Source organism: Streptomyces sp. NPDC008163 (genome assembly GCF_042956885.1).
Taxonomy (GTDB): domain Bacteria; phylum Actinomycetota; class Actinomycetes; order Streptomycetales; family Streptomycetaceae; genus Streptomyces; species Streptomyces drozdowiczii_A.
On sequence record NZ_JBIBHG010000015.1, the window covers coordinates 39,750 to 54,743 of the forward strand.

15 protein-coding genes are annotated in these 14,994 nt (G+C 71.0%); 3 read left to right on the plus strand and 12 right to left on the minus strand.

All coding sequences use genetic code 11. From position 1 onward, the window contains the following. Positions 1-90 precede the first annotated feature (90 nt). Positions 91-2,139 carry an amino acid permease gene (locus tag ACFZAT_RS28680; RefSeq protein WP_391268440.1) on the minus strand — a complete coding sequence of 683 codons (2,049 nt, stop codon included), beginning with the start codon at positions 2,137-2,139 and terminating at the stop codon, positions 91-93. 331 nt (positions 2,140-2,470) lie between these two features. Here ACFZAT_RS28680 and ACFZAT_RS28685 point away from each other — a divergent pair, with 331 nt between their 5' ends. Further along, complete coding sequence (locus tag ACFZAT_RS28685; protein ID WP_026242838.1) at positions 2,471-3,139, plus strand: TrkA family potassium uptake protein; 669 nt, start codon at positions 2,471-2,473, stop codon at positions 3,137-3,139. After that, the gene (locus ACFZAT_RS28690; protein WP_391268441.1) at positions 3,139-3,816 is read left to right on the plus strand and encodes an NAD-binding protein; all 678 of its coding nucleotides are present in this window, start codon (positions 3,139-3,141) and stop codon (positions 3,814-3,816) included. Before ACFZAT_RS28685 ends, ACFZAT_RS28690 begins: the two co-directional genes overlap by 1 nt. Before the next feature lie 55 nt (positions 3,817-3,871). Here ACFZAT_RS28690 and ACFZAT_RS28695 read toward each other — a convergent pair whose 3' ends face one another. From ACFZAT_RS28695 to ACFZAT_RS28730, 8 genes are all read right to left on the minus strand, one after another. Then, positions 3,872-4,627 carry a DUF3159 domain-containing protein gene (locus tag ACFZAT_RS28695; RefSeq protein WP_391268442.1) on the minus strand — a complete coding sequence of 252 codons (756 nt, stop codon included), beginning with the start codon at positions 4,625-4,627 and terminating at the stop codon, positions 3,872-3,874. Positions 4,628-4,630: 3 nt separating this feature from the next. Beyond that, positions 4,631-5,047, minus strand: a complete 417-nt coding sequence (locus tag ACFZAT_RS28700; protein WP_391268443.1) for an OB-fold nucleic acid binding domain-containing protein — start codon at positions 5,045-5,047, stop codon at positions 4,631-4,633. An 87-nt stretch (positions 5,048-5,134) separates the two neighbouring features. Then, entirely contained in the window at positions 5,135-5,827 is a 693-nt protein-coding gene (locus ACFZAT_RS28705) for a response regulator (RefSeq protein ID WP_073967462.1), read from the minus strand. Between the two features lie 71 nt (positions 5,828-5,898). Beyond that, positions 5,899-8,442: an ATP-binding protein gene (locus ACFZAT_RS28710; RefSeq protein ID WP_391268444.1), complete on the minus strand. Its 2,544-nt coding sequence runs from the start codon at positions 8,440-8,442 to the stop codon at positions 5,899-5,901. A 142-nt stretch (positions 8,443-8,584) separates the two neighbouring features. Next, the gene (locus ACFZAT_RS28715) at positions 8,585-9,319 is read right to left on the minus strand and encodes an ATP-binding cassette domain-containing protein (protein ID WP_391268445.1); all 735 of its coding nucleotides are present in this window, start codon (positions 9,317-9,319) and stop codon (positions 8,585-8,587) included. 177 nt (positions 9,320-9,496) lie between these two features. Beyond that, entirely contained in the window at positions 9,497-10,261 is a 765-nt protein-coding gene (locus tag ACFZAT_RS28720) for a DUF3710 domain-containing protein (RefSeq protein WP_391268446.1), read from the minus strand. Between the two features lies 1 nt (position 10,262). Next, complete coding sequence (gene dut / locus ACFZAT_RS28725; protein ID WP_391268447.1) at positions 10,263-10,799, minus strand: dUTP diphosphatase; 537 nt, start codon at positions 10,797-10,799, stop codon at positions 10,263-10,265. After that, positions 10,796-11,380: a hotdog domain-containing protein gene (locus ACFZAT_RS28730; RefSeq protein ID WP_391268448.1), complete on the minus strand. Its 585-nt coding sequence runs from the start codon at positions 11,378-11,380 to the stop codon at positions 10,796-10,798. The genes dut and ACFZAT_RS28730 overlap by 4 nt, the downstream gene beginning before the upstream one ends. Positions 11,381-11,437: 57 nt before the next feature. Between ACFZAT_RS28730 and ACFZAT_RS28735 the strand changes: the two genes are divergently transcribed. Next, a complete protein-coding gene (locus ACFZAT_RS28735; protein WP_391268449.1) occupies positions 11,438-11,896 on the plus strand; it encodes a DUF3093 family protein in 459 nt (152 codons plus the stop codon). Between the two features lie 210 nt (positions 11,897-12,106). Here the strand turns inward: ACFZAT_RS28735 and ACFZAT_RS28740 are convergent, their stop codons facing one another. The 3 genes from ACFZAT_RS28740 to ACFZAT_RS28750 all read right to left on the minus strand — a co-directional run bounded on the left by ACFZAT_RS28740 (position 12,107) and on the right by ACFZAT_RS28750 (position 14,975). Further along, entirely contained in the window at positions 12,107-13,048 is a 942-nt protein-coding gene (locus ACFZAT_RS28740; protein ID WP_391268450.1) for a hypothetical protein, read from the minus strand. Positions 13,049-13,061: 13 nt separating this feature from the next. Continuing rightward, complete coding sequence (locus tag ACFZAT_RS28745; RefSeq protein ID WP_003965732.1) at positions 13,062-13,358, minus strand: DUF4193 domain-containing protein; 297 nt, start codon at positions 13,356-13,358, stop codon at positions 13,062-13,064. Between the two features lie 405 nt (positions 13,359-13,763). Beyond that, a complete protein-coding gene (locus tag ACFZAT_RS28750) occupies positions 13,764-14,975 on the minus strand; it encodes an ATP-binding protein (protein WP_391268541.1) in 1,212 nt (403 codons plus the stop codon). Between the last annotated feature and the right edge of the window lie 19 nt (positions 14,976-14,994).

The window sequence follows — 14,994 nt, forward strand, 5'->3', positions numbered from 1 at the left end:
GAGGGAAGGGGACGGCCGGCGGCCGGACAACAACCTACGAGTCTACGTGGGTGTCGCCCGGCCGCCGACCACACGCGGCGGTCCCCCGCCTCAGCCCTTCGGCGTCGGTTCCTTCTGCTTGCGCTCCACCGGTCCCCGGCGCACCGAGCCCGGAGCACTCCAGTCGGCGCGCTTGCGGGCGCGCTTCTTCGCGGCCTCGGAGGATTCCAGCTGGTACGGGACCGAGGTGACCATGACACCGGGCGTGAAGAGCAGCCGGCCCTTGAGCCTCAGGGCGCTCTGGTTGTGCAGCAGGTGCTCGTACCAGTGCCCGACGACGTACTCCGGGATGTAGACGCTCACCACATCGCGCGGGCTCTCCCGGCGCAGGCCCTTGACGTACTCGATGACCGGACGGGTCACCTCGCGGTACGGGGAGTCGAGGATCTTCAGCGGGACGTTGATGCCGCGCCGCTCCCAGTCCTCCCTGAGGGCCTTCGTCTCGGCCGGGTCCACGCTGATCGACAGGGCCTCCAGGTGGTCCGTGCGGATCAGCTTGGCGTAGGCGAGGGCGCGCAGGGTGGGGCGGTGGAGCTTGGAGACCAGGACGATCGAGTGGACCCGGGAGGGGCGGATCGATTCGTCCGGGGCGGTCTCGTCGGCGGCGATCTCCTCGGCGACCCGGTCGTAGTGCTTGCGGATCGCGGTCATCGTGCCGAAGAAGATCACCATGCCGAGGAGCGCCACCCAGGCGCCGTGGGTGAACTTCGTGGCGAGCACGACGACGAGCACCAGGCCGGTGAAGAAGGCGCCGAAGGTGTTGATCGCCCGGGAGCGGATCATGTGGCGGCGCTTGGCCTGGTCCTTCTCGACGGCCAGATGGCGGTTCCAGTGCCGGACCATGCCGGTCTGACTGAGCGTGAAGGAGACGAACACGCCGACGATGTACAGCTGGATGAGCCGGGTCGAGTCGGCCCCGTAGATCACGACCAGCAGGATCGCGGCGCCGGCCAGCAGCACGATGCCGTTGGAGAAGGCGAGCCGGTCGCCTCGGGTGTGCAGCTGGCGGGGCAGATAGCGGTCCTGGGCCAGGATCGAGCCGAGGAGCGGGAAGCCGTTGTACGCGGTGTTCGCGGCCAGGAAGAGGACGAGGGCGGTGGCGGCGGCGAGGATCACGAAGAAGAACGTGCCGTCGCCGAAGACCGCGGCCGCGACCTGCGAGATGACCGGGTCCTGGGTGAAGCCGGAGCCGACCGGGCGGCCGTTGCTGATCAGGTCCTTCGCCGGGTTCTCCGCCATCTTGACGTCGGTGGCCATGGCGAGCCCGATGATGCCGCAGAACATGGTGACGGCGAGCAGGCCCATCATCGCGAGCGTGGTCGCGGCGTTCTTGCTCTTCGGCTTGCGGAAGGCGGGCACACCGTTGCTGATCGCCTCGACGCCGGTGAGCGCCGCACAGCCGGAGGAGAAGGCGCGCAGCAGCAGGAAGACCAGCGCGAAACCGGCGAGCCCCTGGTGCTCGGGCTTGATCGTGTACCCGGAGGTCGGGGCGTGCATGGTGTCGCCGAGGACGAGCCCGCGGAAGGCCCCCCAGATGATCATGATGAAGACGCCGGCCACGAAGAGGTACGTGGGGATGGCGAAGAGCTTCCCGGACTCCTTGACCCCGCGCAGGTTCATCAGGGTCAGCAGGACGATCGCGGCGACCGCGCACCCCGTCTTGTGCTCGACCACGAAGGGGACCGCGGAACCCAGATTCTCCACGCCGGAGGCGATCGACACGGCCACGGTCAGGACGTAGTCGACGAGGAGCGCGCTGGCGACGGTCAGCCCGGCCTTGGGACCGAGGTTGGTGGTGGCGACCTCGTAGTCGCCGCCGCCGCTCGGGTAGGCGTGGACGTTCTGCCGGTAGGAGGCGACGACCGTGAACATCAGGACCACGACCGCGACCGCGATCCAGGGACTGAAGTGGTACGCCGACACGCCCGCGATGGACAGCACGAGGAGGACTTCTCCGGGTGCGTACGCCACCGAGGACAGCGGGTCGGATGCGAAGACGGGAAGCGCGATGCGCTTGGGGAGGAGCGTCTCCCCCAGCTTGTCGCTGCGCAGGGCCCGTCCGATCAGGATCCGTTTGGGCACGTCGGTCAGTTTGGACACGCAGAGGATCGTAAGGGTTCCGTATGGGGCCCGCCCCCGCTGCACCGGCGTGGCCCGCCAATCTCCTGCACTCGGCCGGAAACGCCACGGAATCCTTAACGCAATCCTTGCGCCACGCCGCCGGGAAGCGCCCCGGGCACGTCGTCCTCGCCACACCCGGGCCGCGATGCGCACACTCGGATGCGGCGACGCGCCCGGCGCCGCATAAGCTCGTAACCGGGCGACGGGACACACCGTTGCCCCGTTGTTTGCCCGGCCAGCCGAGGAAAGAGTGTGAGCAGGGTGTTTTCGCAGGTCAGCCGGACGACCAGGACTGCGAGGTAGGCGCAAGGTGCACATCGTCATCATGGGCTGCGGGCGAGTGGGAGCCGCTCTCGCGCAGACCCTGGAGCAGCAGGGGCACACGGTCGCCGTCATCGACCAGGACCCCACGGCGTTCCGGCGCCTCGGCTCCGGGTTCGGCGGCCGCCGCGTCACCGGGGTCGGTTTCGACCAGGACACGCTGCGCGAGGCGGGGATCGAGGAGGCCGGCGCGTTCGCGGCGGTGAGCTCCGGCGACAACTCCAACATCATCGCGGCCCGGGTGGCGCGCGAGATGTTCGGCATCGAGAACGTCGCGGCCCGGATCTACGACCCCCGGCGCGCCGAGGTCTACCAGCGACTGGGCATCCCGACGGTCGCGACGGTGCGCTGGACGGCGGACCAGATGCTGCGCCGGCTGCTGCCGTCGGGCGCGGAGCCGCTGTGGCGCGACCCGAGCGGCGGGGTGCAGCTCGCCGAGGTGCACACCACGCCGTCCTGGATCGGCCACAAGATCAGCACGCTCCAGGAGGAGACGGGCGTGCGCGTCGCGTTCCTCACCCGGTTGGGCGAAGCGATTCTGCCGTCGTCGCAGACGGTGCTCCAGGAGGGCGACCTCGTCCACGTGATGATGCGTACGGACGAGATCGCGAAGGTCGAGGCGGCCTTCGCCGAGGGCCCCGAGGAGGGCGGTCACTGATGCGTGTCGCGATTGCCGGGGCCGGTGCGGTGGGACGTTCCATCGCGGGCGAGCTGCTGGAGAACGGGCACGAGGTGCTGCTCGTGGACAAGGCGCCGACCGCCATCTCGGTGGAGCGGGTGCCGATGGCCGAGTGGCTGCTCGCGGACGCCTGCGAGATCACGTCGCTGGACGAGGCGGCGCTGCAGCGCTGCAACGTAGTGATCGCGGCGACGGGCGACGACAAGGTGAATCTGGTCGTCTCGCTGCTGGCCAAGACCGAGTACGGCGTGCCGAGGGTCGTCGCCCGGGTGAACAACCCGAAGAACGAGTGGCTGTTCAACGAGTCGTGGGGCGTCGATGTGGCGGTGTCCACGCCGCGTCTGATGTCTGCGCTGGTCGAGGAGGCGGTGAGTGTCGGCGATCTGGTCCGGCTGCTGCGCTTCAGCCACGGCGACGCGAACCTGGTGGAGCTGACGCTGCCGCCGGAGTCGGCGCTCGCGGGGACCCAGGTCGGGGAGGTCGCCTGGCCGGAGGACACCTCGCTGGTGACGATCATCCGGGGTCAGCGGGTGCTGACCCCGAGCCCGGAGGAGAGCCTGGAGGCCGGGGACGAGCTGCTGTTCGTGGCCGCGCAGGCGCGCGAGGAGCAGCTGGAGGACCTGCTGTCGGTCCGCCGGGGCGACTCGGAGGAGTAGGGCATACGGAGAGGGGCCCCGTCACCGGCCGGTGACGGGGCCCCTCTCGTACGTCTCAGAGCTCCTGGCCCCTGGCCGCTTCGGCGGCGGCCTCCTTACGGGCCTTCTCGGCCTCCTCCTCCGCCTCCATCTCGGCGAAGACGTCGATCGGCGGGGGCGCCTTCGCGAGGAAGACCCAGGTCAGATAGACCGCCAGCAGGAACGGCGGGATCTTCAGCGCGACCAGCACCCAGCCGAACTGGGTGGTGTCGGCCCACCAGTACAGCGGGAAGAGGATCGCGCACTTGGCGAGCAGGATCAGCCCCCAGGCGTAGCTGGCCTTGGTGTACGCCTTCTTGCGGCCGGGGTTACGGGTGCGCCAGGAGAGGTTCTCCTTGAAGACCGGGCCGAGGATGAGGCCGATCAGCGGCAGGCCGGCGGCCGCGGTCACCAGGTAGGCCAGGGCGAGGCCCAGGGTGTAGAGCATGCCCGGGAGGTAGAAGTCCTTGGCGTTGCCCGTCATCTTGGCGAAGACCACGCCGAAGGCCACACCGAAGACGCCGCTGAAGGCGTGCTTGACGGTGTCCTTGCGGATCAGCCGGACGGCCACGAGCGCCAGCGACACCGCCAGGGCCGCGATGGCCGAGTAGGTGAGGTTCTTGTTGATGGTGAAGATCGTGACGAAGAGCAGCCCGGGCAGGACCGTCTCCACCATGCCCCTCACGCCGCCGAAGGCTTCGAAGAGCGCGGCCTCGGTGACCGCCCTGCTGTCGGCCTCCTGCTGGTCGGTGGTGCGGTCCGTGTCGGACGTCGGCTTGTCGAGAGACGTCACCGGCTACTCCTTGCCGAGCGGTCGGAGTTCGTATTTGGGGTTGAACAGCACCCGGCGCCCGTGGCTCATGGCGATCCGGCCGGAGGCGATGAGCTTGCGGCCCGGCTCTATGCCCTGGATGGAGCGGCGGCCGAGCCAGACCACGTCGAGCGGTGCCGTGCCGTCGAAGAGCTCCGCCTCCAGGGCGGGCACTCCGGCGCGCGGCCGCAGGGTGACCGTCCGCAAGGTACCAGTGACCTTCACGATCTGCCGGTCGGTGCATTCGGAGATCCGGGTGCACCCCGATGCCTGCGAGTCCTCCGCCAGCTCCTCGCACTCCAGGTCCTCCTGGGAGCTGGAAAGCCGGTCGAGCATGCGCCGGAAGCGACCGGAAGGCCGGTCGCCCTTGTGGGGCTTCTCGGATCGAGGAACAGCGCTCATACCCGAAGGGTACCGGTCCCGCGAGGTCGTGGCGGGTGGCCGCCGTCTCACCCGTACGGGGGACGGGTGCGGGCTCGTCCGCCGGTTTCAGGCGCGTTCGAAGCGGTAACCCATGCCGGGTTCGGTGACGAAGTGGCGGGGGTGGGAGGGGTCCGCCTCCAGCTTCCGCCTGAGCTGGGCCATGTAGACGCGCAGGTAGTTGGTCTCGGTGCCGTACGAGGGCCCCCAGACCTCCTGGAGCAGCTGGCGCTGGCTGACGAGCCGGCCGCCGTTGCGGACCAGGACCTCCAGGAGGTGCCACTCGGTGGGGGTGAGCCGTACGTCGCGGCCGTCGCGGTGGACCTTCTTCGCCGCGAGGTCGACGGTGAAGCCCTCGGTCTCCACGATGACGACCTGGTCGCCCCCGTCCTGGCCGACCGGCTCGGCCCGGCGCACCGCGGCCCGCAGCCGGGCCAGCAGCTCGTCCATGCCGAAGGGCTTGGTCACGTAGTCGTCGGCCCCCGCGTCCAGCGCCTCGACCTTCTCGTCGGAGGTGTGACGGGCCGAGAGGACCAGGATCGGGACCCGGGTCCAGCCGCGCAGGCCGCGGATCACGTCGACGCCGTCCATGTCGGGCAGCCCGAGGTCGAGGACGACGACGTCCGGGTGGCGGGTGGCGGCGAGCTGGAGGGCGGTGGCCCCGTCCGGCGCGGCGTCCACCTCGTACTTGCGCGCCTTCAGGTTGATCACGAGGGCGCGTACGATCTGCGGCTCGTCGTCGACCACAAGCACCCGGGTCATCGGGGTCCTGCCTTTCTGCTGGGCGTTCGTCGGTGCGGGGAGGTCCGGGTGGTCCCGGCGGTCCGGGCGGTTCATGAGGTGATCCGCGCGGGGAGGCCGGGGGCGGCCGGGGCGTGGCCGGGGGCCGCCCGGAGGGTCAGGACCATGGTGAGGCCGCCGCCGGGGGTGTCCTCGGCGTCCAGCGTGCCGCCCATGGACTCGGCGAAGCCCCGGGCCACCGCGAGGCCGAGGCCGACCCCGGCGCCGCGCGGGGCGTCCCCGTACCGCTGGAAGGGCTCGAAGATGCGCTCCTTGCCCTCGTCCGGGACGCCCCGGCCGCGGTCGGTCACCCGGAGTTCGACGCGGGAGCCGAGCGCGCTGGCCGCCACGGTGACGCGGTCGCCGTCGGGGCTGTACTTCACGGCGTTCTCCACGACGTTGGCGACGGCCCGCTCCAGGAGCCCCGGGTCGACGGCGACCATGGGCAGCGTCTCGGGTATGTCCAGGTCGACGCTGTCCTCGGGGACGCCGCCCAGCGCCATGGGGACCACCTCGTCCAGGTCGATCTCGCGGATGAGCGGGGTGACGGTGCCGGTCTGGAGGCGGGACATGTCCAGCAGGTTGCCGACGAGGTGGTCGAGGCGGTCGGCGCCGGCCTCGATGCCCTCCAGGAGCTCCGCCTCGTCGTCCTCGGACCAGGCGACGTCGTCCGAGCGCAGGGAGGAGACGGCGGCCTTGATCGCGGCGAGCGGGGTGCGCAGGTCGTGGCTGACGGCGGCCAGGAGCGCGGTCCTGATGCGGTTGCCCTCGGCGAGTCTGCGGGCCTCCTCGGCCTCGTCCACCAGGCGCTGGCGGTCCAGGACGACGGCGGCCTGGGCGGCGAACGCGCCGAGCACCCGACGGTCCTCGGCGGGCAGCACCCGGCCGGTGAGCGCCAGGGCCATGTGGTCCCCGACGGGCATGTCCACGTCGGCGTCCTCGGGCCGGGCGGCCGGGGCCGGGCCGACGCTGCCGGCGCAGGTCCAGGGGTCGACGTCGCTGCGGCGTTCCAGCAGGGCGACGGAACCCATGCCGAAGGTCTCCCGGACCCGGTCCAGGAGCGCGGCGAGCGTGGTCTCGCCGCGCAGCACGCTGCCGGCCAGGAACGACAGGATCTCGGACTCCGCACGCAGCCGGGCGGCCTGATGGGTGCGGCGGGCCGCGAGGTCCACCACGGAGGCCACCGCGACGGCCACCGCGAAGAAGATCACGATGGCGACGAAGTTCTCGGGGTCCTGGACGGTGAGCGTGTGGGTGGGCGGGGTGAACCAGTAGTTCAGGAGCAGGGAGCCGACGGCGGCCGCGGCGAGGGCGGGCAGCAGTCCGCCGATCAGGGCGGCGGCGACGGTCATGAAGAGGAAGAGCAGGACGTCGTTGGCGAGCCCGGGTCCGGATTCCAGGCCCTTGAGGAGCACCGCGAGGAGGACCGGGCCGCCGACGCCGACCGCCCAGCCCCAGATGATGCGGGCCCGGCCGAGCCGGGCGCCCCGGGCGATGGGCAGCCCCCGGCCCTTGGCGACCTCGTCGTGGGTGACGATGTGGACGTCGAGGTCGGTGCCGGACTCGCGGGCGACGGTGGCGCCGACGCCGGGTCCGTAGATGTACTGCCAGGTCTTGCGGCGACTGGAGCCCAGGACGATCTGGGTGGCGTTGACGCCCCGGGCGAACTCCAGGAGCGCCGAGGGTATGTCGTCGCCGATGACGTGGTGGAAAGTGCCGCCCAGGTCTTCCACGAGGGTGCGCTGGACGGCCAGCTCCTTGGGCGAGGCCGAGGTCAGCCCGTCGCTGCGGGCGATGTAGACGGCCAGGATCTCGCTGCCGGAGCCCTTGGCGGCCATCCGGGCGGCGCGGCGGATGAGCGTGCGGCCCTCGGGGCCTCCGGTGAGGCCGACGACGATGCGTTCGCGGGCCTGCCAGGTGGTGCGGATGTTGTGCTCGCCCCGGTACTGCTGGAGGTATTCGTCCACCCGGTCGGCGACCCAGAGGAGGGCCAGCTCGCGCAGGGCGGTGAGGTTGCCGGGGCGGAAGTAGTTGGAGAGGGAGGCGTCGATCCGGTCGGGCTTGTAGATGTTGCCGTGGGCCATGCGGCGGCGCAGGGCCTGGGGCGACATGTCGACCAGTTCGAGCTGGTCGGCGCGGCGCACGACCTCGTCGGGCACGGTCTCGCGCTGGCGTACACCGGTTATGGACTCGACGACGTCGCCGAGGGATTCGAGGTGCTGGATGTTGACGGTCGAGACGACGTCGATGCCGGCCTGGAGCAGTTCCTCGACGTCCTGCCAGCGCTTGGCGTTGCGGGAGCCCGGCACGTTGCTGTGGGCCAGTTCGTCCACCAGGGCGACGGCCGGGGCGCGCTCCAGGACGGCGTCGATGTCCATCTCGGTGAAGACGGCCGAGCGGTGCTCGATCTCGCGGCGCGGGACGACTTCGAGGCCGTGCAGCAGCGTCTCGGTGCGCGGGCGGTCGTGGTGCTCCACGAAGCCGACGACGCAGTCGGTGCCGCGTTCGACGCGCCGGTGTGCCTCGGCGAGCATCGCGTACGTCTTGCCGACGCCGGGTGCCGCACCGAGGTAGATCCGAAGTTTGCCGCGCGCCATGGCCCCATTGTCTTCCGGAACAGGCGGCTGCCGCTGTGGCAGCCCTGGTTCGAAAATACCTGGTGAATTTCCGGCATATCGGACGGGGGGTGGGGCGGCGGCGGGATTTGACGTAACCCTGATACCGCTCCCCGGCGGCTGGTCAGTGCTCGATGATGTGGCCGTCGCCGAGTTCGAGGACCCGGTCGGCGAGGCCGAGGAGCTGGGCGTCGTGGGTGGCGACGAGCGCGGTGACGCCCTCGCTGTGCACGACGGCCCGCAGCAGCTCCATCACCGCGAGGCCGGTCTCGGCGTCGAGCTGTCCGGTCGGCTCGTCGGCGATCAGCAGGGCGGGCCGGTTGGCGAGCGCGCGGGCGATGGCCACACGCTGCTGCTGGCCGCCGGAGAGCTCGCCGGGGCGCTGGGCGGCGTGGTCGGCGAGGCCGACGAGGGAGAGCAGCAGCGACACCCGCTCCTCGCGCTCCTTGGGCTCCGCCTTGCGCAGTCGCAGGGGCACGCCCACGTTCTCGGCGGCGGTGAGGATGGGGATCAGGCCGAACGACTGGAAGATGAAGCCGATCCGGTCCCGGCGCAGCTCCAGGAGCCCGTTCTCGCCGAGCGAGGAGAGGTCGGTGCCGTCGACGGCGATCCGGCCGCCGTCCGGGGCGTCGAGGCCGCCGACGAGGTTGAGCAGGGTCGTCTTCCCGGAGCCGGAGCGCCCCTTGAGCGCGACGAGCTCGCCCCGCGGCACCTCGAAGGAGACGCCGCGCAGCGCGTGCACCGCTCCCGCGCCGGAGCCGTAGGAGCGGTGCAGGTCCTCGACGCGGACCATGGGGCCGTCGGCGACCGCCGTGCCGGCTCCCCCGCCGGGGCTGGTGTCGGCGGTGTTCTCGGTCATGGCGCTCCCCCGTGGGTCCTCGGTCCTGTCGGCCGCCAGTATGTGCAGGTGACACGGGGCCGGGCAATGCCCGGGTGGGCGGCGGTCACCGGCGGTACGCAGCGACGCACGCGAAAGCCGGCGGGCCGCACCCCGGGAAAGGGGTACGGCCCGCCGGCCGGTGTCCGTGGGTGCGGGTCAGCGCACCTCGGTGATCTCGGGACCGCGCTGGAGGCCCGCCATGCCACCGGAGAACTTCGAGCCCTCCTGCTCCTCCTGCTGGACGCCCTCGGGAACCATCTGGGCGTCGTTGGGGAGCTTGAGGACGATCGGGTCGCGCGGGGCCATCGGGCCCTCGCCGCGGACGACGACGGTGTCCCGGAAGACGGACTCGAGGAGCCCGGCCGCCTCCGGCTGCACGGCGCCCTGGCCGGAGATCACACCGCGCAGGAACCAGCGCGGGCCGTCGACACCGACGAAGCGCACCAGCTGCACGCCGTTCGCCCCGTCGGGCAGCTGTACGGGGACCTGAGCGCGCAGTTCCCAGCCCAGCGGGCCCTCGACCTCGTCGATGATGCCGCCCTGCTGGGTGATGCCCGTGGCGATCTCCTCGCGGACCTCGCCCCAGATGCCCTCCTTCTTGGGGGCGGCGAAGGCCTGGAGCTGGATCGCGCTGTCGCGCATCACGACGGTGGCGGCGACGATCGCGTCACCGGCGACCTCCACGCGCAGTTCCATGCCCTCGACGCCGGGCACGAAGATGCCGCCCAGGTCGACCCGGCCGTCGCCGGGCTGGGACACCTCACTGATGTCCCACGGGCCGTCCGGGCGCGGCGCCGGCGGAAGGTTCGTCCGGCGGGACTCGCCCTCGGCGTCATCCTGCTCGTCGACGACCTGCTCGGCCTCGCGCGCCTCGGCCGCCGTGTCATCGGCGGCACCACTGTTCTTGCGACGTCCGAACACGTCACTGTCCTTCCCGGTCGGATTCGACCGAAGCGTAGCCGTTCCCGCCCTGGGGAACCCCGCCCCGGACGCCATCAACATCAACGGCGGCATGGCCGCCGGTGGACCCGAAGCCCCCTTCGGCCCGCGCCGAGCCGGGAAGCTCCGACACTTCGTGGAAGCGCACCTTCTCGACCTGCTGCACGACCAGTTGGGCAATCCGGTCGAACCGCTCGAACCGCACGGACTCGCGCGGGTCGAGATTGATGACGATCACTTTGATCTCTCCACGGTACCCGGCATCGACCGTCCCCGGGGCATTCACCAGGGCGACTCCGCAGCGGGCGGCGAGACCGGATCGTGGGTGCACGAACGCGGCGTACCCGTCGGGCAGGGCGATCGAAACCCCGGTGGGGAGTACGGCTCGCTCACCCGGCGCCAGCTCGGCGGCCTCGGTCGTCACCAGGTCCGCGCCGGCGTCGCCGGGGTGCCCGTACGACGGAAGCGGAACGTCGGGGTCGACCCGGCGGATGAGGACGTCGACGGGGTGGCGCGTCACGGGTTCACCTCGAAGGCGCGGGCGCGCCTGACCTGGTCGGGGTCGGCCATCGCCGCCTGGATCTCGGCAGGCCGGCCGTTCTCGATGAAGTGGTCGACCTTGACCTCGATGAAGAGGGCGTCGGCCCGCACCGCGACCGGCCCGTCCGGGCCGCCGATCCGGCCGGTCGCGCGGGAGTAGATCTTCCGCCCGTGCACGGCGGTGACCTCGGCGTCGAGGAACAGCACGGTGTCGACGGGAACGGGCCGCACGAAGTCGGTCTCCAGCCGTCCGGTGACCGCGATGACCCGCAGCAGCCAGTTCAGCGAGCCCAGCGTCTCGTCCAGCGCCGTGGCCAGCACCCCGCCGTGCGCCAGGCCCGGGGCGCCCTGGTGGGCGGACTTCACGGTGAACTCGGCGGTCACCCTGACCCCCTCGCCGGCCCGTGCCTGGAGGTGCAGCCCGTGGGGCTGTCCGGAGCCGCAGCCGAAGCAGTGTTCGTAGTGCGCGCCGAGGAGTTCGCCGGGAGCCGGGGCGTCGGGGTGCCGGACCGGTTTCACCGCGTCGGCCGGGGGCGTCAGAGCCGCAGATGTTCCACTCACAGGCGCAGACCTTACCCGCGCGGCTACCCGCCGGTCGCGCCGTGCCAAGCTGGAGCCATGCAGCCTTCGACCCCGCCCTACGACGAGCGCCTCACCGCACCCCGTTCGTGGTGGCTGATCGCCGTCCTGATCGGCATCGCGTGCGCGCTGATGCTGCTGCCGCTGGGCACCCTGCCGCTCCTCGCCGGGCTGGCCGGCGGCACGGTCCTGTCGGCCGTCGCGGTCAGCTCGTACGGCTCCGCCCGTATCCGGGTGGTGGCGGGCGCGCTCGTCGCGGGGGACGCCCGCATCCCGGTATCGGCGCTCGGCGAGGCCGAGGTGCTGGATGCCGAGGAGGCGCGCGCCTGGCGCACGCACAAGGCGGACGTCCGGGCCTTCATGCTGCTGCGCAGCTACATCCCGACGGCGGTCCGGGTGGAGGTCACCGACCCCGAGGACCCGACCCCGTACGTCTATCTCTCGACGCGCGAGCCGAAGGCCCTGGTGGCGGCGCTGAACGCGGCGGTCCGCGCTTAGGGGGCGTCTTGCCGATCATGGCCGGGTCCGCGACGCCTGGCACGGCACCTCGCGGCGTTGCCGAACCGCCCCAATAGCTCCTTCCCCAAGCTCTCAACTCCGTTCGAGCAGGGGAGACCCCAGCCGAGACGCTCCGGCGCCTTGCGATGCACCGCACCAGACGCCGCGGCCTGATCCGGCCCTGATCGACAAGACACCCCCTAGGGGCGCTCAGGTCTCAGGTCTCAGAGGAGGCTGTTCCGGGAGGTGGTCCCAGGAGATCTGCTTCTCGCGCAGGTCCTTCCTGACCCGTTCCGCGAGCTTCTTCGTGTCGCGCCGGTTCATGGACGCGCCGACCGCGGCACCGACCATGAACGGGATCAGACTCGGCAGGTCGCGCACGGTGCGCTTCATGATCTGGCGGCGCAGCTCGCGCTTCATCCGGCCGCTCAGCGCCGTGTCGACGGAGGCGGGGCGGGTGACCTCGATGCCGCGCTCCTCGGTCCAGGCGGTGAGGTAGGCGGTGGAGCGCCGGCCGATGCCGCCCGGGGGACGGCGTCCGTAGACCTCGTGCAGCTCGGCGACGAGCTTCATCTCTATGGCGGCGACGCCGGTGACCTCGGCGGCCAGCTCGGCGAACATCGCGGGCGGCACGGGCATCATGGCCGCCGCGCCGATTCCGGCGCCGACGGTGGCGGTCGCGCGGCTCGCGCCCACGACGAGCCGGTCCGCGATCTCCTCCGGCCCGAGGCCGGGAAAGTGCTTGCGCAGGGTGGCGAGGTCGCGCACAGGGACGCGGGGAGCGATGTGGATGATCAGGTCCGCGATATGACCGATCGCTTCCTTGGCGCTCTCCCCGCCCTTGCGTACGCCCCGTTTCACTGAACTCAGACGGCCTGCCCCGGTCACGGGCTCCGTCCTGCCGACCTGTCCGGCCCCATCGGCCGTGTCGACTCCTGCAGCCTCACGGGCTGCGCGTACCGCTACTTCGGCTGCTTCGAGCGAGGCCGCCTGCAGGCCCCGCTCGTCGTCCTGTCCGCCCGGCGAAGGTGGCAGGGCGGACCGCTCGGCAGGCGCCTGCGCGCCTTCTGCCGGGCCTGTACCGCCCTGGTGCGCCTCCGGTGGCCTTCTGCCCCAGGGGCGCCGCTTGCGGAACGGTGTGTCCCCTGCCACGGCCGACCGGATCTCAGTCGCAGTCGCGGCAGATCGGCTGGCCGTTCTTCTCACGGGCCAGCTGGCTGCGGTGGTGCACGAGGAAACAGCTCATGCAGGTGAACTCGTCGGCCTGCTTGGGCAGGACCCGTACGGCGAGCTCCTCGTTGGACAGGTCTGCGCCGGGCAGCTCAAGGCCCTCGGCCGCGTCGAACTCGTCGACGTCGACGGCGGACGCCGTCTTGTCGCTCCGGCGCGCCTTCAGCTCTTCAAGGCTGTCCTGATCGACGTCGTCGTCGGTCTTGCGTGGGGTGTCGTAATCCGTTGCCATGTCGCTCTCCCCCTCTGGGTGTCTGCGGTGTCTCAGCGCTCGTAACGCGTGAGAGGCCGGACTTGTGCCCGACCTGAGGCGGAGATTTTGCCTCACATCAAGGTCTGTTACTCAATCGACACCCAAAAGGACCGCTCGGGAGTGATCGGCTTGGGTGGCGATGGGGACCGTACACGGTCCCGGTGGCGCCCTTGACAGGCACCACCCCGTGTACTTCCCGTCATACATACCCCCGAAAACCCGGTGTTTCGCCGGGTTTCCGGTGAGTTCCCTGGTCACGGAGCGTGGACAGGGAAATATTCGCTCCTGTGATCGATCACACACGGTCTCGGCGGGGTCAGGTCCCGAAAATTCCGCTCAAAGCGAACAAAAAATAATCGGTGCGCACAGCTCCTCCCGGACCGGTCAGACCGGCAGTGAGACGCGCATCACAAGACCACCGCCTTCGCGGGGCTCGGCGATGATACGGCCGCCGTGGGCCCGGGCGACGGACCGCGCGATCGACAGACCGAGCCCGACCCCCTTGTCGCTGCCCGTCCGCTCCGTACGCAGCCGCCTGAAGGGCTCGAAGAGGTTGTCGATCTCGTACGCCGGGACCACGGGGCCCGTGTTCGAGACGACGAGTACCGCCTGACCGGGCAGCAGCGCCGTGCTCACGTCCACCCAGCCGCCCTCCGGGACGTTGTAGCGGACGGCGTTCTGCACGAGGTTCAGCGCGATGCGCTCCAGCAGGACGCCGTTGCCCTGGACGACGGCCTCGGCCAGCTCCTCGCGCATCTCCACACCCTTGGCCTCGGCCTCGCCGCGCGCCTGGTCCACGGCGCGCGAGGCGACCTCGGCGAGGTCGACGGGTTTGCGCTCGACGATCTGGTTGTCGCTGCGGGCCAGCAGCAGCAGGCCCTCCACCAGCTGCTCGCTGCGCTCGTTGGTGGCCAGCAGCGTCTTGCCCAGCTGCTGGAGCTCGGGCGGGGCCTCCGGATCGGAGAGGTGGACCTCCAGCAGCGTGCGGTTGATGGCGAGCGGCGTGCGCAGCTCGTGCGAGGCGTTGCCGACGAACCGCTGCTGCGCGGTGAAGGCCCGCTCCAGCCGGTCCAGCATGTCGTCGAAGGTGTCGGACAGCTCCTTGAGCTCGTCGTCCGGCCCGTCCAGCTCGATGCGCCTGGACAGGTCGGTTCCGGCCACCCGGCGGGCGATGCGGGTGATCCGGCCCAGCGGCGAGAGCACCCGGCCCGCCATGCCGTACCCGAAGGCGAAGGCGATGATGCTGAGCCCGACCAGGGCCAGCAGCGACCGGTTGAGCAGCGTGTCCAGGGCCTGCTGGCGCTGGTGGTTCACGCAGGAGTTCATCGCGGCGTTGAAGTCGTCCGGGGGCGCCTTCTGGGGCAGATTGCAGACGTCGCTGGTCACGTTTCCACTGGCGACCTTGAACGGAAGCTCACTGCCCACGTGCATGGCCTGGGCGGCGAGCATGTAGATGATCGAGAGCAGCAGGATGCCCGCGATCAGGAACATGCCCCCGTACAGCAGCGTGAGCCTTATCCGGATGGTCGGACGCAGCCACGGGTAGGGGGGCTCCTGCTGTTTGGGCTCCCAGGTGGGCTTGGGGGGCGCCGCCATGGGCGGCGGGACGGCGGGC

Coding starts and splice junctions, on each gene's coding strand:
- ACFZAT_RS28690 (WP_391268441.1), top strand. CDS start 3,139: ATGCGTGTCGCGATTGCCGGGGCCGGTGCGGTGGGACGTTCCATCGCG.
- ACFZAT_RS28700 (WP_391268443.1), bottom strand. CDS start 5,047: ATGAGCGCTGTTCCTCGATCCGAGAAGCCCCACAAGGGCGACCGGCCT.
- ACFZAT_RS28705 (WP_073967462.1), bottom strand. CDS start 5,827: ATGACCCGGGTGCTTGTGGTCGACGACGAGCCGCAGATCGTACGCGCC.
- ACFZAT_RS28710 (WP_391268444.1), bottom strand. CDS start 8,442: ATGGCGCGCGGCAAACTTCGGATCTACCTCGGTGCGGCACCCGGCGTC.
- ACFZAT_RS28715 (WP_391268445.1), bottom strand. CDS start 9,319: ATGACCGAGAACACCGCCGACACCAGCCCCGGCGGGGGAGCCGGCACG.
- ACFZAT_RS28735 (WP_391268449.1), top strand. CDS start 11,438: ATGCAGCCTTCGACCCCGCCCTACGACGAGCGCCTCACCGCACCCCGT.
- ACFZAT_RS28745 (WP_003965732.1), bottom strand. CDS start 13,358: ATGGCAACGGATTACGACACCCCACGCAAGACCGACGACGACGTCGAT.
- ACFZAT_RS28750 (WP_391268541.1), bottom strand. CDS start 14,975: ATGGCGGCGCCCCCCAAGCCCACCTGGGAGCCCAAACAGCAGGAGCCC.